Genomic DNA, 21,607 nt, shown 5'->3' with positions numbered 1-21,607 from the left:
CTTTCCTCGTAATGGCCACCGACCTCAACCCCTTCGCCGACCGCCCCAAACACGACGCCGACAACTGCCCGGTGTGCAAGTTCGCCCACCTGCACCAGCACACCCAGTTCTCGCTGCTCGACGGGGCCGCGCGCCTCAAGGACCTCATCAAGTGGGTCAAGAAGGTCAGCCCCGAGGAGCCCATGCTGGCCATGACCGACCACGGCAACATGTTCGGGGCCGTGCAGTTCTACAAGTACGCCACCGAGGCCGAGGTCAAGCCCATCATCGGCTACGAGGCCTACGTGGCCGCCGACTCCCGCTTCGACCGCAAGCAGGGGAAGGGGCTCGACGGGGGCTACTTCCACCTCACGCTGCTGGCCAAGGACTTCGAGGGCTACCAGAACCTCTGCCGCCTCTCCAGCCGCGCCTACCTCGAGGGCTTCTACGGCAAGCCCCGCATCGACCGCGAGATCCTGCGCGAGCACAACGCGGGCATCATCGCGCTGTCGGGCTGCTTAGGGGCCGAGATCCCGCAGTTCATCATGCAGGAGCGCCACGAGGACGCCGAGCGCCGCCTGCTGGAGTACCTTTCGATCTTCGGGGACAAGCGCTACTTCATCGAGATCCAGGACCACGGCCTGAGCGAGCAGCACAAGGTCAACCGGGTGCTCAAGGAGTTCGCCGACAAGTACGGCCTGGGCATCGTGGCGACCAACGACGGGCACTACGTGCGCAAGGAGGACGCCGAGGCGCACGCGGTGGTGCTGGCGGTGCAGTCGAAGGCGACATGGGACGACCCGGACCGCTGGAAGTTCCCCTGCGACGAGTTCTACGTCAAGACCCCCGAGGAGATGCGCTCTACCTTCGACGACGAGCGCGAGCTGTGGGGCAAGCGCTTCGACGAGCTGTTCGACAACTCGCTCGAGATCGGGCGCATGTGCAACGTCGAGCTCGTGCCCAAGAAGGTGCAGTACCGAATCCCCAAGTACCCCCTGCCCGAGGGCCGCACCGAGGTGACCTACTTCCGCGAGCTCACCTTCAGCGGCCTCCTCAAGCGCTACCCCGACAAGGTCACCGACGACCTCTACCGCGAGTTTTTCCGCCGGATCGGCAAGCCGGTGCCCCACGGCGACGGGGAGGCGCTGGCTAAGGCCCTGGCCGAGCTCGAGGACCTCGAGGCCGCCCGCGCCCACCTGCCCGAGCTCAGCGAGGGCATCGAGTGGGGGCCCTGGGAGATCCTCTCCCGCGCCGTCTACGAGCTCACCGTGGTCGAGCGCATGGGCTTCCCCGGCTACTTGCTCATCGTGGGCGACTTCATCAACTGGGCCAAGGACAACGGCATCAGCGTGGGGCCCGGGCGCGGCTCGGCGGCGGGGAGCTTAGTCACCTACGCCACGCGCATCACCAACATCGACCCCCTGGCCTACGACCTGCTCTTCGAGCGCTTCCTCAACCCCGCCCGCGTCTCGATGCCCGACATCGACACCGACTTCTCCGACGTGCGCCGCGGTGAGGTCATCGAGTACGTGCGCCGGCGTTACGGCGACGAGATGGTGGCCCAGATCGGCACCTTCGGCACCCTGGCCTCCAAGGCCGCCATCAAGGACGCCGCGCGGGTCTTCGGGCTGCCCATCAAGAAGGCCGACGAGCTCGCCAAGCTCATCCCGGTGGTCTTCGGCAAGCCGACCCCGCTGGAGAAGGCCATCGAGACCATCCCCGACCTACGGGCCGAGATGGAGAAGGACCCGCTGGTCAGGCGGGTGCTCGAGGTCGCGCAAAAGCTCGAGGGCCTCAACCGCCAGTCCAGCGTGCACGCGGCGGGCGTGGTGATCTCCGACGTGCCCATCCGCGACTGGATCCCCCTGATGCGCGCCAACGACGGCGAGGGCAAGGTCACGCAGTACGACATGAGCTCGGTCGAGGCGCTGGGCTTCTTGAAGATGGACTTCCTGGGCCTGCGCACGCTCTCCTTCCTCGACGAGTGCAAGCGCATCGTCAAGGAGTCGAAGGGCGTGGACATCGACTACGACGCCCTGCCCATCGACGACGAGAAGACCTTCGAGCTGTTGGGGCGCGGCGAGACGAAGGGCATCTTCCAGCTCGACTCGGCCGGCATGACCTCCACCGTGCGCGGGCTCAAGCCGCGCCGCATCCAGGACATCATCGCGCTGGGTGCGCTGTACCGGCCCGGCCCCATGGAGAACATCCCCACCTACATCCGCCGCCACCACGGCAAGGAGCCCGTCGAGTACCCGCAGTTCCCCAACGCGGGCAAGATCTTGGAGCCCATCCTCCGCGAAACCTACGGCATCCCCGTCTACCAGGAGCAGATCATGCAGATCGCCTCGGCCGCGGCGGGCTACAGCCTGGGCGAGGCCGACCTGCTGCGCCGGGCGATGGGCAAGAAGAAGATGGAGGAGATGGTCAAGCACCGCGCCCAGTTCAAGAAGGGTGCGGCGGAGAAGGGCATCCCCGAGGACGAGGCCGACAGGCTCTTCGACCTGCTCGAGGCCTTCGCCAACTACGGCTTCAACAAGTCGCACTCGGCGGCCTACGCGATCCTCACCTACCAGACCGCCTACGTCAAAGCCCACTACCCCGTCGAGTTCCACGCCGCCCTGCTCACGGTCGAACGCGGCGACTCCGACAAGGTGGCCGAGTACATCCGCGCGGCCAGGGGCATGGGCGTGGAGGTGCTGCCCCCCGACATCAACCGCTCGGGCTTCAGCTTCCGGGCGCTGGGGGGCGAGGTGCTCTTCGGGCTCTCGGCGGTGAAGAACGTGGGCGAGGGCCCCGCCGAGCTCATCCTGAAGGAGCGCGAGAAGGGCCGCTTCAAGTCGCTGGCCGACTTCCTCAAGCGCTGCGACCCCAGCGTGGCCAACAAGCGCGTGGCCGAATCGCTGATCAAGGCGGGCGCCTTCGACGAGCTCGGCGAGCGCGGCCAGATGCTCGCCGCCCTCGACGACCTGCTCAAGTGGGCCCAGGCCGAGCGCGAGACCGCCAGCTCGGGCATGATGGGCCTCTTCGCCGACGCCCAGAGCGAGCCCTCCCTGCCCAAGGTGCCCCCCCTGGACGAGGTGACCAAGCTGCGCTACGAGAAGGAGGCGCTGGGGATTTACGTCACCGGGCACCCGCTCTTGCGCTACGAGGGCCTGCGCGAGGCGGCGAGCTGCACCATCGAGGAATTGCCCGAGGCCTACCAGAGCCAGCGCGGGGGCAAGGGCCGCGCCAAGCTGCTGCTGGCGGGCCTGGTGGAGGGCATCGTCCGCAAGCCCACCAAGTCGGGCGGGATGATGTGCCGCTTCACCCTGGGCGACGAGACCGGCGCGGTGGAGGTGGTGAGCTTCGGCCGCTCCTACGACCGCGTCTCGCCCCGCCTGCGCGAGGACGCCCCGGTGCTGGTGGTGGCCGAGGTCGAGCCCGACGGGGAAGGGGAGACCCTGCGGGTAGTAGCCCAGGACGTCTTCCCCTACCACGACCTCGAGGGCATGCCCAAGGTGATGGAGCTCGTCATGGACATCGCCATCCTCGACGACGACAAGCTGCGCGACCTCTACAGCATCCTCGACGAGCACGTGGGCACCCTGCCGCTGCACATGCGCGTCCACGGCGCCGACTGCTGGGCCTCGCTCGAGGCCCGCGGCATCAAGGTGAGCGAGGAGGCGGTGAGGATGGTCAAGGAACTCGACTGGCTCGAGGCCCGCCTGATCCCCGACCGCGAGGCGCTGCTCTTCGGGCAGCAGGGCGGCAACGGCGGGCAGAACGAGACGGTGGTGCCTTTCTAGAGAGCGTGGCCGGGGCCCGCCCCGCAGCCTGTCCAGGGCTCGCCGCGAGGCCCCGGCCGCCGGTGCTACACTCAGCCTATGGTTCGTCCGGTCGCCAAGCCCATGACGCCTGAGGAGTACCTCGAGTGGGAGCTGAAGCAGCAGACCCGGCACGAGTACGTCAACGGCTACGTGTACGCCATGCCCGGGGTGAGCCGCCGGCATAGCCGTGTCAGCATGAACATCTCGGTGAGCCTCTGGCCCTTCGTCACGCGAAAGCAATGCCGGCTGCACCAGGCGGACGTCAAGCTCGCCCTCAAGAGCATCTTCTATTACCCCGACGTGATGGTAGCCTGCGGCCCCGAGCCGAAGAACCCGTATTACGAGACCGACCCCTGCATCCTGGTCGAGGTTTTGTCCCCCAGCACCAAGGACATCGACCTCCGGGAGAAGCTGATCGCCTACCGGGGCATCGCCTCCCTCCACACCTACCTGATCGTGGACCCCGAGTACATGTTCGTGCGGCACTTCTGGCGCGACGCCGCGGGGGACTGGCAGCAGGAGGACATCACCGGCAGCGGGGAGATCCGCCTGGCCTGCCTCGAGGCCACCCTCGCGCTGGGCCAGATTTACCAGGGCGTGTTTTAGGGCCGGCTCGGAATTAAGATAGTATAGGCTAGCCAAGCTCAACGGAGCACTAAGATGATAGTGCCTAATCACACTTTAGATTAGCGGCTATTTAAGCCTTAACTCGGCCATCTAATACAGCATTCACAGTGCTATTACCTGAAAAATAGGTAGAATATGACGATGAAAAAAGTGATATGTAGAGCATAGTGCAGTTTATACGGCGTTATGTGTTTTAGGAAACTAGTGTAGATTGGACTACGCCAGCCTGCAGATTTATCAACAGAGTAATTGTAAACCAGATAATCAATATAATCATGGTTCGATTTAGATTCTATCAGAATCTTTAGGTACTCAGCTTGTAGCTTCTCTAGCTCCACTTCTAATGAACTAGCAAGTGTGCCTGTTTGATTCTTTAGCAGAACCAAATCGATCTTATCAATAAGTGCGGTCAATAGAATAGAGCAATTGTGCAACTCGTATGCTCTTTGGGCGTAGCCCCTAGAGGCTTCAAACAGGGAAATTACAAGGACAAAGGCAGACACAAGTGTGCTTACCACCGGTAGCATATCTCTATCTGTTTGTGACAAAAATATACTCGGAAAGATATTGAATCCAATCCCGTACACGGAAAAAATAGCAACTGAGACCGTAGATAAATCTTGCTTGTACTTGAGTCTTCTTGATGCTTCAAATCTTATATGACGGGTTTTATTGACCTTACTACGTAGGCCTTCCAACGCTTTAACTATCGGGTTAGTGGTCATATCCCTTATTTGCCGTGAACAAAAACGGTAGGGTGCATATTGATAACAGAAATAAACCCTGCATATTCCCCGCAAAGGGAAAGATGCAAGTCAAGGCACCCTACCTATGAGAATATACCAACATCTGACTCTAATTGGGAGAGGTTGAAGTCACGGGTAGATTCAAAAATCTCGTGTACTTGAGCCTCTGGGGGAGGCGGCTCGTTTGATTTCAGCCTGTTTCTTCTGACTAAAAAACCATAGCGATCGCGGGGGGATATGATTTTATCGTAATCAAGGAAGTACTCGTGGCGTGGGTTGACTGAGAGCAAATGATAGGCCTTAACTGCACTCTTTATTCCGTTAAGCTTTATGCCTAACGATCTAGATACACAATCGATTTCCTCAGCGATCACTTTATCAATAAGATGAAGTTGAGACTTGTCTTTTGTTTGTGAGAAGTAAAACAGCCAACCGTAACGTTTATTTCGACTATATGCACCAGTTATCTTTTCGTTAAGGGTATCAATAAATGCTATTACAATGGCTTCGCGCTCTTCCCTTGTTTTCATGGATAAAAATTTCTTCTTAAAACGCCTTATGTCACTGATGCACCTGACCAAAAACCTTCTTACTCCATGATCAGCTACTCGAACAATGGGTGATGCATGTACAGGGTGATATTGAAAACGATAGCCAAGAAAGTTAAACCCATCTTCAGCCTTTTTGCTGGTTACCTTCTCCATATTGAGTGATAAATCCAACTCTGCTAAGTAAATACCTGCCTCATCAATAACTGACGAGCCATCTTTCTCCGTGAAAATGACAAAGTCATCTACATATCTCCAATAACCAAGTTTTCCCATACGAAGTTTGACATCTAGATCAACTAGATATATGTGGGCAAGTACATTTGATATAGCTAATCCCTGAGGAATACCTCTCTCTGAGTTCATATACCTAGACTTCTGAGAACGGCTGTACCCTAAAGGAACGGTAGGATTGGTGATAGCTCTGTGTATTATCTCATTAACGAAACTAAGGGGAATAACCTTACTGAGTTTACTATATAGATATTCGTGAGCAACAGAGGGGTAATAATTCTGGATATCCAATCTAGTCACTAGACCAGTTGGGGCTAGTTTTTGGTAAGCCTTGTATACATCACTGATTATTTTGTTTGGTGGGTGCCTATCATCTATAGGTTTGACAATTTCATGCAGATAGTCCTTTAGCAAGGATAAAAAAACTTGATCTCTTATAGTTGGAATTGAAACTAAGCGAGGCGGCCTGTCACGATCTTTTATTGCCAACCTCTCTCGATATGGACTAAATTTGTAGTTTGTAGAACTCAAGAAAATGGTATCGACTATATGAGCGAGTTGAGCCTCGGTGTACTTAAAAACTCTCTTCCCATCAATCCCAACAGCGTGCTTGCGCTTAGTAAACTTGATTGCTCGCCGAAGTATATTCTCACGTGAGAAGATGTCGAGATAAAGCTGCTTACTCATATTGCCAAAAATATTATAGGCTCTAGGCAATCTAGAGCCTATAAAGAATTTACGACGAATTTACGGTTATCTTGGCGCTAAGCCTTCGCCTTGGCCTCGAGCATGTTCTTCAGCACCGTCTGCAGGATGCCGCCGTTCTTGTAGTAGTCCACCTCGACCGCGGTGTCGATGCGGGCGACGACCTTGAACGTGACCTCGCTGCCGTCGGCCTTGCGGGCGCAGACGGTGAGCTCCTTGCCGGGGGTGAGGTCGTCGAGGCCGGTGATGTCGAAGGTCTCGTAGCCGGTGAGGCCCAGCGAGGCGGCGCTGGTGCCGGCCTTGAACTCCAGCGGCAGCACGCCCATGCCCACCAGGTTCGAGCGGTGGATGCGCTCGAAGCTCTGGGCGATGACGGCCTTCACGCCCAGCAGGTAGGTGCCCTTGGCGGCCCAGTCGCGGCTGGAGCCGTTGCCGTACTCGATCCCGCCGATCACGACCAGCGGCACGCCCTCGGCCTTATACTGCATGGCCGCGTCGTAGACGAACATCTGCTCGCCCACGCCGGGCTCGCTGCCCACGTCGCTCTTGGGGAGCTTCTTGGTGTAGGGGCCCTCCTGGCCGTCGAGCATGAGGTTGCGGATGCGGATGTTGGCGAAGGTGCCGCGCATCATCACCTCGTGGTTGCCGCGGCGGCTGCCGTAGGAGTTGAAGTCGGCGGGCTCGACGCCGTGGCCCATGAGGTAGCGGGCGGCGGGGGAGTTCTTGGCGATGTTGCCGGCGGGGGAGATGTGGTCGGTGGTGATGGAGTCGCCCAGCAGCAGCAGCGCCCGCGCGCCCTTGATGTCGCCGACCTCGCGGGTGCTGCCCAGGTTCTCGAAGAAGGGCGGGTTCTGGATGTAAGTGCTGGTGGACTCGAACTGGTAGAGCTTGCCGCTGGGGGCGGGCAGGGCCTTCCAGCGCTCGTCGCCCTCGAAGACGGTGGCGTACTGGCGGCGGAACATCTCGGCGTCGAGGGTCTGGTGCACGGTGGCCCGGATCTCCTCCTGGGTCGGCCAGATGTCCTTGAGGAAGATGGCCTTGCCGTTGGGGTCGTAGCCGATGGGCTCGCTGGTGAAGTCGATGTCCATACGGCCCGCCAGCGCGTAGGCCACCACCAGCATGGGGGAGGCCAGGTAGTTGGCCTTGACGTCGGGGTTGACGCGGCCCTCGAAGTTGCGGTTGCCCGAGAGCACCGCCGCCACCACCAAGTCGCCCTCCTTCACGCCCTTGGAGATCTCCTCGGGCAGGGGTCCGGAGTTGCCGATGCAGGTGGTGCAGCCGTAGCCGACGGTGTGGAACTTGAGGGCCTCGAGGAAGGGCGTGAGCCCGGCGGCGTCGAGGTACTCGGTGACCACCTTGGAGCCGGGGGCCAGGCTCGACTTGACCCAGGGCTGGGTGGAGAGGCCCGCCTCCACCGCCTTCTTCGCCAGCAAGCCCGCGCCCAGCATGACGGAGGGGTTGGAGGTGTTGGTGCAGGAGGTGATGGCGGCGATCACCACCGAGCCGTGCTGCAGCTCGAACTCCTCGCGGCCGCGCGTGACGGTCACCTTGCGCTCGAGCTGCTCGGGGGAGAGCCCGAAGCCGCGCTCCTTGACGTCCTTGGTCAGGTGCTCCTGGAACGAGCGCTTGACGTCGGAGAGGTTGACGCGGTCTTGCGGGCGCTTGGGGCCGGCGAGCGCGGGGATGACGGTGGAGAGGTCGAGCTCGAGGTACTCCGAGTACTGCGGCGCGGCGTCGTCGGTGCGCCACAGGCCGGCGGCCTTGGCGTACTGCTCGACGAGGTCGACGAGCTCGTCGGGGCGGCCGGTGAGGCGCAGGTAGGCCAGCGTCTCCTCGTCGATGGGGAAGAAGCCCATGGTCGCGCCGTACTCCGGGCTCATGTTGGCGATGGTGGCGCGGTCGGCCAGGGGCAGCTTGGAGACGCCGGGGCCGTAGAACTCCACGAACTTGCCCACCGCGCCGTGCTTGCGGATCATCTCGGTCACGCGCAGCACCAGGTCGGTGGCGGTGGCGCCCTCGGGCAGCGCGCCGTAGAGTTTGAAGCCGATCACCTTGGGGGCGAGCATGTAGTAGGGCTGGCCCAGCATCACGGCCTCGGCCTCGATGCCGCCCACGCCCCAGCCCAGCACGCCCAGGCCGTTGATCATGGTGGTGTGGCTGTCGGTGCCCACCAGCGAGTCGGGGAAGGCGTAGGTGCGGCCGTCCTCGCCCTGCTGGCGCATCACCACGCTGGCGAGGTACTCGAGGTTGACCTGGTGCACGATGCCGGTGCCGGGGGGCACCGCGCGGAAGCCCTTGAGCGCGTTCTGGCCCCACTTGATCAGGCGGTAACGCTCCTCGTTGCGCTTGTACTCGAGCTCGACGTTCTGGGCGAAGGCGTAGGAGGTGCCGAAGAAGTCCACCTGCACCGAGTGGTCGATCACCAGGTCAACGGGCACGGTGGGGTTGATCATCTCGGGGTCGCCGCCCAGCTTGGCGACCGCGTCGCGCATGGCGGCGAGGTCGACCACCGCCGGGACGCCGGTGAAGTCCTGCAGGATCACCCGCGCCAGCATGAGGGGCACGTTGACCTCGCCGGGGTCGGGTTGCCACTTCGCCAGCGCGACCACGTCGTCCTTGGTGACTTTATAGCCGTCCTCGTTGCGCAGCAGGCTCTCCAGCATCACCCGGATGGAAAAGGGGAGTTTGGAGACCTCGGCGATGCCCTGCCGCTCGAGCTCCAGGATGTCGTAGTAGAACACCTCGCCTGCCTTGGTGGACAGGCTCTTGCGCGCGCCGAATTCGTCACGATAAGCCATACCAGCTCCTCTCCTTTGAACCAGCACGAAAGCCGAACCTGAGCACCCACGATTCTACGCCCGCCCGGCAGCCGGCCACACCGGGCCGGGTCACCGAATCCGAGGCCCCGGAGGGCCTAAAAAAAGCGCGGCGCGAACCGCATGGGTTTTCAGGGGGTCTGGTTTCGATGCCAGGGCGGGTGCGCCCAACCTCAAGCCCACTGATTCTAACGCTTGCCGGGCCGGGTGTGCAACGGCGGCGGCCCACCCCCGCCGCGCCGCTTGTGATTAAGCCCGCCCGTTTTGGCCGTCTTTGTACTATTCTCAAAATGAGGGGGTCAGACTGCCGATGGAACCCCATGCCGCCGTGCCCAAAAGGATCGTGTCGAAGGGCCTCTTCGACCTCAGCCAGGGCTTGCTGCTCGAGGACCTCGGGCAAAACCTGCCCTGGGGCTGCTCGACCGGGACGGCCCGGCTGCTGCTGGGCCCCGAGCACCAGCGCCCCGACCGCGAGACCATGGTCTGGAACCCGGTGCGCTGCTTAGACGGCCTCGAGTGCCACCTCACCGGCAAATTCCTGCGCGACGAGCACGACGAGCGCCGACGGTTGCGGATGGTGGAGTTCGTTCCTTACGAAAAGCTAAAGGCGGCGGTGGTGCCGAAGTACCTGCTGGTCCGGCAGCACCTCGTCGGCCTGCTGGGGGAGCCCACGCTCGAGAAGGAGCCGGGAGATAGCCTCGTGGGCACGTTTTCTCGCTGGGACACTGAGGCCTACTTGGTGCTGTGGAAGGTCGTGAGCAAGCGGGGCCTCGAGCACTGCTTGGGCCAGCTCTGGCCCAAGCCGCTGCCGGGAAACTACCTGGAAATGATGATCTGAACGGGCTTCTCCCGCCCGGGGGAGGGCCGGGCGGCGAATGGTCGATTGACCTGCCCCGCCCCGCCCGCCCCGCCTACAATGACGGCAAATGGAGCAGCCCTACCGCCTGGACCAAGGAATTTACATCGAGAGCGCCGACGTCCTGCTACCCTGGCTGTGCGTGAACGCCACCGCGCGCATGCACCTGGGCCTGGAGAACTACCGCACCGACAAGCGCACGCTGGTGTGGGAGACCTACCCCATCCTCGGCGGGATCCCCGTGGCGCTGCACTGCAAGTTCGTGCGGCTGGAGCACGAGCCCGAGACCGAGCCCCGCCGCCTGCGCTACGCCCAGTTCTTCCCCAACCTCGAGCAGCTCGGCGTCAACGCCCAGCAGGCCTTCGGCCTCATCAAGCAGCACCTCTCCCAGCAGCTCGGCACCCCGCCCATCTCCTCCAACGGCGGTGTGCTCTACCCCTTCGCGGAGTGGGAGTGGGACAAGTTCGCGGTGACCCTCAAGCTCACCGGCCGCGAGCCCAACCAGGTGTGCGTGGGCGAGCTGTGGAAGAAGCCTATCCCGCGAGGGGTGCTCGAGTACACCCGGATGGATAGCCCGGAGTGAAGTCGATAGTCGATAGCCGATAGCTGATAGCCGGGCGTGGGTCGTACGTCCTACGCCGTACGCCAAACGCCAAACGCCTCGGCCCTCGACCGTTGACGCCGATAGGGAGGGACGGGGAAGGGTAACCACCAACCGTCAGCGGAAGGCTGACGGCTGATGGCTGACGGCTTTCTGCTTACAGCATTCCCGCCAGGAAACCCTGCTCGCGGATGCTGCGGATGAGGTCCATGACGGTGAGGCGGTAGGGGTCGTACTCGACTTCGACCTGGCCTAGCGAGGCTTGGTCGGCGCGTTGGACGCCCTCGAGCGTCCGCAGGGCGCCGAGGATTTTCTCCATCTGCTCGGGTAGCTCTACGCCACGAATGCCAATCAAGACCCGGTTCATGGCTTCTATTCTAAGACTCCGGCCACTTCGCCTCGTTCACCCCGGCTGCCCAGCACCCGCACCCCCAGCAGGAGGGGGCCCAGGCGGAAGCCGTAGTCCTCGAGCGCCCGGCTCAAGGGCTCGTTGGCGGGATCGACGTGCATGGCCACCTCGTAGACCCCGGCGTCGTAGGCCGACTTGACCACCGCCCCCAGCAGGGCCCGGGTGGCCTCGTCGGAGCTCGAGAGCAGCCGGGTGATGAGCACCGTGACCTGGTCGCCCTGCCACACGGCCTGGGCCAGCACCACGCCCGCGACCTGCGGGCCGTCCTGGGCCACGAAGGAGTGGCCGCTGCGGGCGAAGAAGCGCAGGGCGGCGGGGGTGCAGCGGTAGCGGTGGGCGGGCTGAGGGCCCAGGAGCTCGCGCTCGAGGGCCTCCAACGCGGGGAAGTCGGGTTCGTGGATGTCGCGGCAGACCATGGCTGTAGCCTACAGGGTCGGGCCCTCAGGCTTCAGGGACGAGGCTCCCCTGGCGGTCGCGGGACCGGTACTGGAACAGCCACCACTCCAGCCCCAGCACCAGCGCGGCCAGCAGGGCGAGCCAGGGGGTGAGCTCGAGGGTGAGGGCCGGAGGGAGCGGCCGGCTGGGCTGGGGGCGGGGCAGCAGGGTTTCTTCGGCGCTCAGCAGGCCGCGCCGCTGCTCGCCGCGGGGGACGACGAGGTTGTAGAGCAGCACCGGGAAGGCCGGGAGGTTCTGCAGTGCGGCGGGGGAGGGCAGGTAGAGGCCGTCGGGGTGGAACCAGGCCAGCGCCTGCCCGGTCTCGCTGCGGGCGAGGGGTTGCCAGGTGTCCGGCGGGCTGGGGGGGACGGGGAGGCGGAAGCCCACCAGCTCGGCGCCCCGCAGGTAGGGTACGGTGCGCTCCACGTCGTCCACCACGGCTTCGCCCTCCGCGGTGCGGGCGAAGTACACGCTGAAGGCCGGGGGGGCGGGCGGCGGCGTGCCCAGGCGGAAGCGGAGCTCGGGGTTGGGGCTGCGCACCGTGCCCAGCAGCCCCAGCAGCCGCTCGAGCACCGGCGAACTCCCCTCGAGCGCCACCCGCACGTTGCGGCGGCCGAACTCGGCGGCGTTGTCCAGGCTCAGGGCGTCGGCGCCGCTCAGCCGGGCCTGGAGCGGGGCGACCGTGGGCACCTCGAGGGTGCTGAAGCCCCCGGCGGGTACCTCGAGGGCGTAGCCCCGGCCGCCCACCCGCACCTCGCCCTTCCAGGGGCCGGGGCCGCTGTTGCCCACCGCCACGAAGCCCGGCCCGACGGCGGTGATCCCCACGTTGACCCCGTTGCCCGCGGCGTTGAGGTAGCCCTCGGCGCCCTTGGGCGGGGGAGCGTCGCTGACCACCAGCGCCGGGGCGTCCAGGCGCGAGCGGCCCAGGGCCACGGCGGCGGCGAGGTCGGCGCGGTCGTCGGCGGCGCGGATCTGCTCGAGTTCGTCGAGCAGTTCACGGCCCGCGGCGGGCCCGAAGGCCTGGGGGTTGCGCCCGGCCCGCACCAGCACGGCCCGGGGGCTGCGCGAGAGGCGCTCGCGCACCTGCGCCTTGGCCCACTCGAGGCGGCTGGGGCTCAGGTCGGTCGCGGCCATGGAGGCCGAGGCGTCGAGCACCAGCACCAGCGGTCCCGGCCGGTCGAGCTCGAGGCGCGGCCCCGACAGCGCCAGACCGCCCAGCAACCCGGCCAGCAGCAACAGCAACAGCCGCAGGTCGAAACGCCGCCGGGCCACCCCCCGCCGCCGCGCCTGCCGCCACAGCCACAGCCCCGCCACCTTGCGTTCCTGCGGCCTGCGGCGGCGGTAGAGCCAGTAGATGAGCCCCAGGATGGGGGGCAAAGCCGCGAGCCACAGCGGGTAGGCGAAGGTCACGGTCTCAGGATAGAACGGATCGGGTGTCGGTTGTCGATAGTCGATGGTCGATAGTCGATAGCCAAACGCAAGACGCAAAAAATCCCCTCCCTCCGGCCGGAGGGAGGGGACGGGGGTGGGTGGGAAGGCTGTTAGCTGACGGCTGAGCGCTACCTTACTTCCACCGCACCTCGCTGAACCCGCGGCTCACCAGGGTGCTGCCCTCGATTACCGAGTAGGAGATGCTGTTGCCCAGGCGGTTGTAGACGCGCTCGAGGAACTTGACCAGGCGGTCGGTGAGTTCCTTGGTCTCCTTGTCTTCGGCACCGATGGTCTGGGGGATGCTCTCGCGCAGGGTGGCGAGGGACTCCAGGCCGGGGCCCTTCTGGTCGCCGAAGCTGTAGGACACGGCGTTCTGGGGTACGGTGACGCGGAAGCGCTGGTACTCGGGGCGGTCCTTCCAGAGCTTGCCGGAGGCGGCCGCGAGCGCGGCCTTGCTGGTGGCGACAACGAGCTTGTCGCCGTCGAGGCGGTAGTAGAGGTTGCCCAGCAGGCCCACCTCGAGCACCTTGAAGCCGCCTTCCTGCCCCGCCACCTTGAAGCCGCCCTGGCCCTCGGGGGTAGCGAAGGCCGCGAGGTTCTGCACGGCGGCCAGGAAGTTGGCCTCGGCGGTGGCGCCGTCTTTTACCTCGAGGTAGATGAGCTGGTGGCCCATGGGGGCCTCGAGGTTGCCCACCCCGCTGCTGCGCGGGCCGGGCACGGTGACGAGGGCGTAGCGGGTGCCGAAGGCCTGGAGGTCGAAGTTGAGCTTGACGTCGAAGTCGGAGAGGAGGCTGCTGAGGTAGCGGCCGCTGCTGGCGAGGTCGAGCACGCCCACGCCGCCCGAGTAGCCGGCCGGGAACTCGCCCAGCTCCCACGGCTTCTCGCGGGGCAGGACGAGGTTGCTGAAGGCGGGGTCGGCGTTGCGGTCGAGCTCGAGGCGCGTCTCGGTGGTGTAGCCCCCGGCGGTGAGCTTCATGCCCGCGCTGATGCGCTTGATGGAGGCCAGCGTGAGCCCGAGCCTGGGTGGCAGGCCGTACTCGGCGTCGAGGTTGCGGGGCGGCTCGCCCCAGAAGAACAGGTCGCCGCTCACCGGCGCGCGCAGGCCCCGCTTGTTGCCCAGGAAGAGGGCGGCCTGCCGGGGCGTGGCCATGAACACCAGGTCGCGGCTCACGCCGTTGACCATCCCCGCGCTGCGCTCGACCAGCCAGCCGTTCTCGACCTTGGCCTTCTTGACCTCGGCGCGGATCGCCTGCATCGTCCGGGTGCTGGGCTTGGCGACGAAGAAGAAGCCCCCGTCGGGGTAGACGGCCGCGAAGGCGCCGCCCTGGGCGATGCCCAGCAGGTCGCTGTCCTGGCCGAGTTCCTTCTCGAGGTTGCGGCTGAGCCAGGCCTCGAGCCCGCTCTGCCGCCAGTCACTGGCGATGCCCTGGAGGTAGGGGCTGTTGCTCAGGTCCCCCACGTAGAACCCGGCAATGGCCCCCGTGGGGGCCAGGGACACCAAGCTTTGAGCCAGAGCGGGACTGAGCAGCAGTAGGGCGAACAGCGCCCATCGGGCGAGTGATTTCATGAGCCGATTCTAACCTGCTCCCGCGCGGGGCGTGTGCGTTTTGGGCACTTGACGGGAGGAGAGGGTTCAGGGTTGCGGGGACGCTTTGCCCCCGGACCCGGAGCCCTGAACCCGTTCCCCTGCCCTCAGAGCACTTCCCACGTATACCCGGCACGGTACACCCCGCCATACCGGGTAAAACACCCGCCGGGAAGGGCGGGTGTTTGTGGGAGGTGCGATCAGTGCGCTTCCGCCTGCCGCTGGCTGACCACCTTCTGCGCGAGGTGCGGGGGCACTTCGGCGTAGTGGGAGAACTCGAGGCTGTACGCCCCGGTACCCTGGGTCAGGCCGGAGAGCACGCGGCTGTACTCGAGCAGCTCCGCCAGCGGGACCTCGGCCTGCACCACCGCCAGGGCCCCGTCCTGGTCCATGCCCAGCACCCGGCCCCGCCGCCCCTGCAGGTCGGAGAGGATGTCGCCCACGCGGTCCTGGCTGACGAAGACCTTGAGGTTGTAGACCGGCTCGAGCAGCACCGGGCTGGCCTGGGCCATCACGTTCTTGAACGCCAGCGAGGCCGCGATCTGGAAGGCCATGTCGGAGGAGTCGACGTCGTGGTAGGAGCCGTGGTAGACGACGGCCTTGAAGCCGATCACCGGGAAGCCCGCCAGCGTGCCCTGCTTGGCCGCGTCCTGGATGCCCATCTCCACCGACTCCGTGTACTTCGTGGGGATCACCCCGCCGGTGATGCGCCACTCGAACTGGTACTCGGGGGCGGGCTCCAAGCGCAGCCACACGTCGCCGTACTGGCCGTGGCCGCCGGTCTGCTTCTTGTGCTTGCCCTGGCCCTCGGCCACCTTGCGGATGGTCTCGCGGTAGGGGATCTTGGGCAGGCGGTACTGCACCTTCACCCCGTAGTCGCCCAGGCGCTCGCGGGCGGTCTCGAGGTGCAGGTCGCCGTGGCCCCACAGCAGCATGTCGCTGGTGTCGGGCTGGCGCTCGAAGCGCAGGCTGGGGTCTTCCTCCAAAAGTTTGCGCAGGGCCTCGCCCAGCTTGGCCTCGTCGCCCTTGTTCTCCAGCGCCAGCGCCACCATCACGTTGGGGTCGGGCAGGCGGGCGAAGGGCACCTCGTCCGACTCGGGCTTGGCCCCGTTCCACAGCAGCATCCCCCGGTGCAGGTTCTCGGCCTTGGGCAAGGCCAGGATGCTCCCGGCCTCGGCCGCCTCGAGCTCCACCAGGTCCTTGCCCCGCATGGTGTTGAGGTGCTGCAGCCGCACCGTCCCGGCCTCCGACTGCAGGCTGTCGCCGGGCTTGAGGGTGCCCCGGTACAGCCGCACGAAGGCCACGTGCCCGATGAAGGGGTCGACCTGCACCTTGAACACCTTAGCCAGAGGGCTCCCCTCGCCGAAGCGCTCGGTGGGGGAGGGGAGGGCCTCGAGGAAGAGCTCCAGCAGCAGGTCCAGGCCGATCATCGCCCCCGACGAGCCGATGGCCACGGGGTAGACCAGCCCCCGGCGCACCGCCTCGTGGAAGGACTTCGACAACGCGGCCTCCTCGATCTCGCCGCCCTCGAGGTACTTCTCTAAGAGCCCCTCGTCGGTCTCGATGATGGCCTCGCGGGCCTCGTTGAGGTACTTCTCGACCTGCGCCCGCATGTCCTCGGGCACCTCCATGGGCGTGGCCTTGCCGTTCGCGTAGCGCAGGGCGCGGTTGTGCAGCACGTCCACGATGCCCACCCACTGCCCATTCTCGTACAGCGGCAGGTGCGCGGGGACGATGTGGCCCAGCGTGGAGCGGAGGTCCTCGAGCAGCGCAAAAAAATCGCCACCCTTTTCCAGCTTGGTGACGACCACCATCCGAGCGAGCCCAAGCCGCTCGGCCACCGTCCATGCTCTCTCGGTCCCGATCTGCACGCCGTTCTCGGCCGATACTGCCACCACCGCCGCGTCGGCGGCCTCCAACGCCCCCCGGATCTCGCCCACGAAGTCGGCGTAGCCCGGCGCGTCGAGGAGGTAGATCTTATGCTCCTTGTACTGCAGGGGCAGCACCCCGGTGCGCACCGACAGGCGGTGGTTCTTCTCCTCCGGGGTGTAATCGCTGGTGGTGGTGCCGTCCTCCACGCGGCCCATGCGGTCCTTGGCCCCCGTCGCCACCAGCAGTGCCTCGCCGAGGGTGGTTTTACCGCTGCCGCTGTGCCCCACGAGGGCTACGGTCCGGATCATCTTGGCCTCCTTTGTCAGAAAAGTATACGCTTGATGGGCCGGATGCCCAACGCCGAACGCCAGGTGTCCTACGCCCTACGTCATACGCTGGGGGTGGGGGGGCATACGTCCTGAGCATGGTCGATAGCCGATAGCTGATGGCCGATAGCCGGGCGCGGGTCGTACGGCGTACGCGAGATGCCAGACGCAAAACGCAAGACGCAAGACGCCAAACGCAAGACGCAAGACGCGGGACGCCTTGGCCCTCAACCCTCGACGCCGGCGGGGAGGGGTAACCACGAGCCATAAGCCACAAGCCCACACAGCCCTCGACCCCCTGTGTCCTTGCTCGCGATCTGGTGACGGTACGGCGGGGTAGCATTACGTCATGGCAAGAAAAGCCTTGGCTCGTTCCGTGGATGCCCGCGGTGCCCCTCACTTCACGCCGGAGTTGTTCCGGTTCCTGCTCGAGCTGCGCTACAACAACGACCGGGCCTGGTTCCAGGCCAACAAGGCGCGGTACGAGCAATACGTCAAGGGACCTTTTCTGCGCTTCATCGCCGACCTCGCCCCGCACCTCGAGGCCCTCAACCCCGCCTACACCGCCAACGAGCGCAGCCTCTTCCGCATCCACCGCGACACCCGTTTCTCCCACGACAAAAGCCCTTACAAGACGCACGCGGCGGCGCAGTTCCGGCATCTGTTGGCCTCGAGCGACGTGCACGCGCCGGGGTTCTACCTGCACCTCGAGCCGGGCCAGTCGGGGGTGGGCGGGGGGCTGTGGCAGCCCGACCCCGAGAACCTGGCGCGGGTGCGGGCGGCCATCGACCGGCAGGACTTCCGCTGGCTCGAGGTCAAGCAGGCCGTGCCCCTCTCCGAGGAGGACAAGCTCAAGCGCCCGCCCAAGGGCTTCGACCCCGCCCACCCCCTCATCGAGGACCTCAAGCTCAAGAGCTTCATCGCCTGGTTCCCCCTGAGCGACGAAGAGGTATGCTCGGCGGCCTTCATGGATCGGGTGCTCGAGGCCCTGCGCCGGACCGACGCGCTGGTGAGCTACCTGTGCGAGGTGCTCAAGCTCCCCACCGGGGCGGAGCCGGTGAAAGGGTAAGCTAGGCCGATGCTGCGGGTAAGCCAGGCCGTGCTGGAGCACACCTTTTACCACCTCCTCTCGGAGAGGCCGGGGGAGGGTGTGGGGCTTTGGGCCGGGCGGCAGGGGCTCGTGGAGCGGGTCGTGCCGCTGCCCAACGTTCACCCGACCCCGCGGGTGGCCTACCACGCCGACCCCACCGCGCTGCTGCGGGCGGTGCAGGGCCTCGAGCGCGAGGGGCTCGAGCTGCTGGCGATTTACCACTCGCACCCCTACGGCCCGGCCCGGCCCAGCCCCGCCGACCGCGGCCAGGCCTACTGGCGGGTGCCGTACGTGATCTTCGCCCTGGAGTCGGGCGAGGTGCGGGCGTATAACCTGCCCGAGGGGGAGGAAGTGAGGCTGCATGTGGAGCCGTGAAGAACTCGACCGCTACGCCCGGCACATCGTGCTGCCCGGGGTCGGCGGGGCCGGTCAGGCCCGGCTCAAGCAGAGCTCGGTGCTGGTGGTGGGGGCCGGGGGGCTCGGCTCGCCGGTGCTGCTCTACCTCGCCGCCGCCGGGGTGGGGCGGCTGGGCGTCGTGGAGATGGACGCCGTGGACCTCTCCAACCTCCAGCGCCAGGTGCTCTTCACCACCGAGGAGGTCGGGCGGCCCAAGGCCGAGGCCGCCCGTGAGCGCCTGCTGGCCCTCAACCCCAACGTTGCCGTGGACGTCTACCCGCTCCGCCTGAGCTCCGAAAACGCCCTCGAGCTCCTCCGCCCCTACGACCTCGTGGTGGACGCGACCGACAACTTCCCCACCCGCTACCTCGTCAACGACGCCTGCTTGATCCTGGGCAAGCCGCTGGTGTACGGCGCGATCCACCAGTTCGAAGGGCAGGTCGCGGTGTTCAACCACGCCGGGGGCCCCTGCTACCGCTGCTTCTTCCCCGAGCCGCCCGCCGCCGCGCCCAACTGCGCCGAGGCCGGGGTCTTCGGGGTGCTGCCGGGGGTGGTGGGCAGCCTGATGGCGACCGAGGCGCTGAAGGTGCTGCTGGGGCTCGGCGAGCCGCTATCGGGCAAATTGCTCGTTTATGACGGGCTTTATAACGACTTCCGCACCCTGAAGCTGCGGCGGCGGGAGGGGTGCGCCGGGTGTGGTGTAAACGGTGTATCTACACTGAGTGACCTGGACCTATACTGCGAGCGTTAAAGCGCCGTAGTGTTAGAATGCCACGGCTAGAGCGGTCTTCGCGTCGGCTCGATCAGGCAAAGCGAATCTTGCAGCTACCCGATTGGCACCGCTGGCCCCGTGCAGAGGCCAGCGCGAGTGGGGACCGCGGGGAAAATCCGGCATCTAGCCGGAACAAAACGGAGGAACCATGAGCACCCAAACCATTGCCCGAGGTCTCGAGGGCGTTCTGTTCACCGAGAGCGCCATGTGCTTCATCGACGGTCAGGCGGGGCGCCTCTACTACGGCGGCTACAAGATCCAGGACCTGGCGGAGCACTCCACCTTCGAAGAGGTCTCCTTCCTACTCCTGCACGGCCACCTACCGAGCAAGCTCGAGCTGCAGGGCTTCAGCGAGAAGCTGGTCTCGCTGCGCACCCTGCCGCCCGTGCTGCTGGAGTCGATGCGGCGCTACCCCAAGGACGCCCACCCCATGTCGGCGCTGCGCACGGCGGTGAGCGAGCTGGGGATGCTCGACGCCGACGAGGACAACGTCAGCCCCGAGGCGCTTTACGAGAAGAGCCTCTCGCTCATCGCCAAGTTTGCCACCATCGTCGCGGCCAACAAGCGCCTGCGCGAGGGCCTCGACCCCATCGCCCCCCGTGCCGACCTCTCCCACGCGGCCAACTTCCTCTACATGAGCACCGGGAAGGAGCCCAGCGCCGAGGAGACCAAGCTGATGGACGTGGCGCTCATCCTGCAGGCCGAGCACGGCTTCAACGCCTCCACCTTCACCGCCGTCGCGGCCTACTCCACCCAGACCGACATCTACTCGGCCATCACCGCCGGGGTGTCGAGCCTCAAGGGCCCCCGCCACGGCGGCGCCAACGAGGCGGTCATGAAGATGATCGGCGAGATCGGCAGCGTGGAGAACGTGAGCTCGTGGCTCGAGAACCTCGTGGCGAGCAAGGGCCGCGTGATGGGCATGGGCCACCGCGTCTACAAGGCCTACGACCCGCGCGCGGGGGTGCTCGAGAAGTACGCCAGCATCGTCGCCGAGAAGCACGGCCACAGCAAGGAGTACGCCATCCTCAAGGAGGTCGAGCGCCAGGCCGGGGCCATCTACAACCCCAAGGGCATCTACCCCAACGTCGACTTCTACTCCGGCGTGGTCTACAAGGACCTGGGCTACGACCTCGAGTACTTCACCCCCATCTTCGCCGTGGCCCGCATCTCCGGCTGGACCGGCCACATCCTCGAGTACACCAAGCTCGACAACCGCCTGCTGCGCCCCGACGCCGCCTACATCGGCCAGCTCGACCTCCCCTACGTGCCGCTCGAACAGCGCTGACCCCGGCCCAAAAGACGACCCCCGCCCACCGGCGGGGGTTTCGCCACGTTCACGGGCCGCTACCGGGCGCCGGCGTTGAGCTCGCGGAAGGCCTCGAGGGCTTCCGCCCCGGACCCGAAGCGCTCGGCGGGGTCTTTGGCGAGCATGGTGTAGATGAACTCGAGTAGCGGCGCGGTGATCTGCAGGCGCGTGTCCGCGGTGGGCGTGGGTACGGGGACGGCGTGCTTGAGGTGCGCCTCCATCACCTCCTCGGTGGAGCCGAAGAAGGGCAGCTCGTTGGAGAGCGACCAGTAGAGGAAGATCCCGGCGGCGTACACGTCGGAGGCGGGGCTGGTGGTCTGGCCCAGGAACAGCTCGGGGGCCATGTAGGCGGGGGTGCCCACCAGGAATTGCTTGGGCAGGCGCTCGCCCACCGGCCCGGCGAGGTCGAAGTCCACCAGGCGAGCCTCGCCGGTGCCGTCTACGACCACGTTCTCGGGCTTGATGTCGCGGTGGACGTAGCCCTGCTGGTGCATGTGCGCGAGGCCCTCGAGCAACTGCTCGAAGACCCGCAGCACCATCTCGGGGCGGCGCGAGCGCCAGTCGTTGAAGCGCTCGCCCGGGGCGTAGGCGATGAGCACCGCCGGGCCGTTCTCGCTGCTGGCGGCCTGGCTCTCGAGGTCCAGGCGCTGGTACACCGGGTTGATGTGCGGGTGCTGCAAGGCCCCCCCGACCTTCCACTCGCGGTCGGCGCGGGACTCGTAGCCCCTGGGGAAAACCTTGAGCGCGTAGGGGGTGCCGTGGAGATCGAAGGCCAGGTACACCGTGGCGACCGCCCCCCTGGCGATGGGGCGGATCACCCGGTAACGCCCCAGCAGCGTGGCCCCTGGCAACCCCACGAACACAACTATACGGTCTCGGCCCGGGCTTTGGGACCGCAAATGGCCGGGCCATAGAATGGCTTCGTGCAGGGCTGGTCCTGTCGGGGGGCGGCGCGTGCGGGCTCGAGCACGGCGGCACCGGGAGCTTCGACCGCCCGGAGGACATCGTGGAGGCGGGGCGACGGGCGGCGCTCGAGGTGCTGGGGCAGGGGGAGGGCGGCC

17 protein-coding genes are annotated in these 21,607 nt (G+C 65.5%); 8 read left to right on the top strand and 9 right to left on the bottom strand.

Annotation, left to right across the window (positions count from 1 at the left end):
- Nucleotides 1–11: 11 nt before the first annotated feature.
- Nucleotides 12–3,767 carry a DNA polymerase III subunit alpha gene (gene dnaE, locus MEICH_RS0116435; RefSeq protein WP_051304292.1) on the top strand — a complete coding sequence of 1,252 codons (3,756 nt, stop codon included), beginning with the start codon at nt 12–14 and terminating at the stop codon, nt 3,765–3,767.
- 78 nt (nt 3,768–3,845) lie between these two features.
- Nucleotides 3,846–4,394 carry a Uma2 family endonuclease gene (locus tag MEICH_RS0116430; RefSeq protein ID WP_027893493.1) on the top strand — a complete coding sequence of 183 codons (549 nt, stop codon included), beginning with the start codon at nt 3,846–3,848 and terminating at the stop codon, nt 4,392–4,394.
- Between the two features lie 134 nt (nt 4,395–4,528).
- On the opposite strand, the gene MEICH_RS30745 is transcribed toward MEICH_RS0116430, so the two are convergent.
- The 3 genes from MEICH_RS30745 to acnA all read right to left on the bottom strand — a co-directional run bounded on the left by MEICH_RS30745 (nt 4,529) and on the right by acnA (nt 9,446).
- Nucleotides 4,529–5,140, bottom strand: a complete 612-nt coding sequence (locus MEICH_RS30745; RefSeq protein WP_157202869.1) for an SLATT domain-containing protein — start codon at nt 5,138–5,140, stop codon at nt 4,529–4,531.
- Nucleotides 5,141–5,244: 104 nt separating this feature from the next.
- Nucleotides 5,245–6,630, bottom strand: a complete 1,386-nt coding sequence (locus MEICH_RS28145) for a reverse transcriptase domain-containing protein (RefSeq protein ID WP_084542397.1) — start codon at nt 6,628–6,630, stop codon at nt 5,245–5,247.
- Between the two features lie 77 nt (nt 6,631–6,707).
- Nucleotides 6,708–9,446: an aconitate hydratase AcnA gene (gene acnA / locus MEICH_RS0116425; RefSeq protein WP_027893492.1), complete on the bottom strand. Its 2,739-nt coding sequence runs from the start codon at nt 9,444–9,446 to the stop codon at nt 6,708–6,710.
- Between the two features lie 328 nt (nt 9,447–9,774).
- Here acnA and MEICH_RS0116420 point away from each other — a divergent pair, with 328 nt between their 5' ends.
- On the top strand, nt 9,775–10,302 hold the full coding sequence (locus MEICH_RS0116420; RefSeq protein ID WP_027893491.1) for a hypothetical protein: 528 nt from the start codon (nt 9,775–9,777) through the stop codon (nt 10,300–10,302).
- A gap of 88 nt (nt 10,303–10,390) precedes the next feature.
- Nucleotides 10,391–10,903: a hypothetical protein gene (locus MEICH_RS0116415; RefSeq protein WP_027893490.1), complete on the top strand. Its 513-nt coding sequence runs from the start codon at nt 10,391–10,393 to the stop codon at nt 10,901–10,903.
- Between the two features lie 175 nt (nt 10,904–11,078).
- On the opposite strand, the gene MEICH_RS0116410 is transcribed toward MEICH_RS0116415, so the two are convergent.
- From MEICH_RS0116410 to MEICH_RS0116390, 5 genes are all read right to left on the bottom strand, one after another.
- Complete coding sequence (locus tag MEICH_RS0116410; RefSeq protein WP_027893489.1) at nt 11,079–11,288, bottom strand: heavy-metal-associated domain-containing protein; 210 nt, start codon at nt 11,286–11,288, stop codon at nt 11,079–11,081.
- A 5-nt stretch (nt 11,289–11,293) separates the two neighbouring features.
- Nucleotides 11,294–11,746: a DUF1999 family protein gene (locus tag MEICH_RS0116405; protein ID WP_027893488.1), complete on the bottom strand. Its 453-nt coding sequence runs from the start codon at nt 11,744–11,746 to the stop codon at nt 11,294–11,296.
- Nucleotides 11,747–11,771: 25 nt separating this feature from the next.
- Nucleotides 11,772–13,175 (bottom strand): vWA domain-containing protein, encoded by a 1,404-nt coding sequence (locus MEICH_RS0116400; RefSeq protein WP_027893487.1) that lies wholly within the window; start codon nt 13,173–13,175, stop codon nt 11,772–11,774.
- 154 nt (nt 13,176–13,329) lie between these two features.
- A complete protein-coding gene (locus MEICH_RS0116395) occupies nt 13,330–14,763 on the bottom strand; it encodes a hypothetical protein (RefSeq protein WP_027893486.1) in 1,434 nt (477 codons plus the stop codon).
- Between the two features lie 218 nt (nt 14,764–14,981).
- Nucleotides 14,982–16,961, bottom strand: a complete 1,980-nt coding sequence (locus tag MEICH_RS0116390) for an elongation factor G (RefSeq protein WP_027893485.1) — start codon at nt 16,959–16,961, stop codon at nt 14,982–14,984.
- A 367-nt stretch (nt 16,962–17,328) separates the two neighbouring features.
- On the opposite strand from MEICH_RS0116390, the gene MEICH_RS0116385 reads away from it, so the two are divergent.
- The 4 genes from MEICH_RS0116385 (at nt 17,329) to MEICH_RS0116370 (ending at nt 20,525) form a co-directional block, all read left to right on the top strand.
- Entirely contained in the window at nt 17,329–18,048 is a 720-nt protein-coding gene (locus tag MEICH_RS0116385; protein ID WP_051304291.1) for a DUF2461 domain-containing protein, read from the top strand.
- A gap of 9 nt (nt 18,049–18,057) precedes the next feature.
- On the top strand, nt 18,058–18,444 hold the full coding sequence (locus tag MEICH_RS0116380; RefSeq protein ID WP_027893483.1) for a M67 family metallopeptidase: 387 nt from the start codon (nt 18,058–18,060) through the stop codon (nt 18,442–18,444).
- Complete coding sequence (locus MEICH_RS0116375; protein ID WP_027893482.1) at nt 18,431–19,216, top strand: HesA/MoeB/ThiF family protein; 786 nt, start codon at nt 18,431–18,433, stop codon at nt 19,214–19,216. The genes MEICH_RS0116380 and MEICH_RS0116375 overlap by 14 nt, the downstream gene beginning before the upstream one ends.
- 169 nt (nt 19,217–19,385) lie before the next feature.
- A complete protein-coding gene (locus MEICH_RS0116370) occupies nt 19,386–20,525 on the top strand; it encodes a citrate synthase/methylcitrate synthase (RefSeq protein ID WP_027893481.1) in 1,140 nt (379 codons plus the stop codon).
- Between the two features lie 59 nt (nt 20,526–20,584).
- Here MEICH_RS0116370 and MEICH_RS0116365 read toward each other — a convergent pair whose 3' ends face one another.
- Nucleotides 20,585–21,403, bottom strand: a complete 819-nt coding sequence (locus MEICH_RS0116365) for a serine/threonine-protein kinase (protein WP_027893480.1) — start codon at nt 21,401–21,403, stop codon at nt 20,585–20,587.
- Between the last annotated feature and the right edge of the window lie 204 nt (nt 21,404–21,607).

Origin of the sequence: Calidithermus chliarophilus DSM 9957 (genome assembly GCF_000430045.1) — a bacterium.
Classification (GTDB): Bacteria; Deinococcota; Deinococci; order Deinococcales; family Thermaceae; genus Calidithermus; species Calidithermus chliarophilus.
Note: the sequence above shows the minus strand (reverse complement) of the source record. Positions and strands in the feature narration are given on the sequence as shown.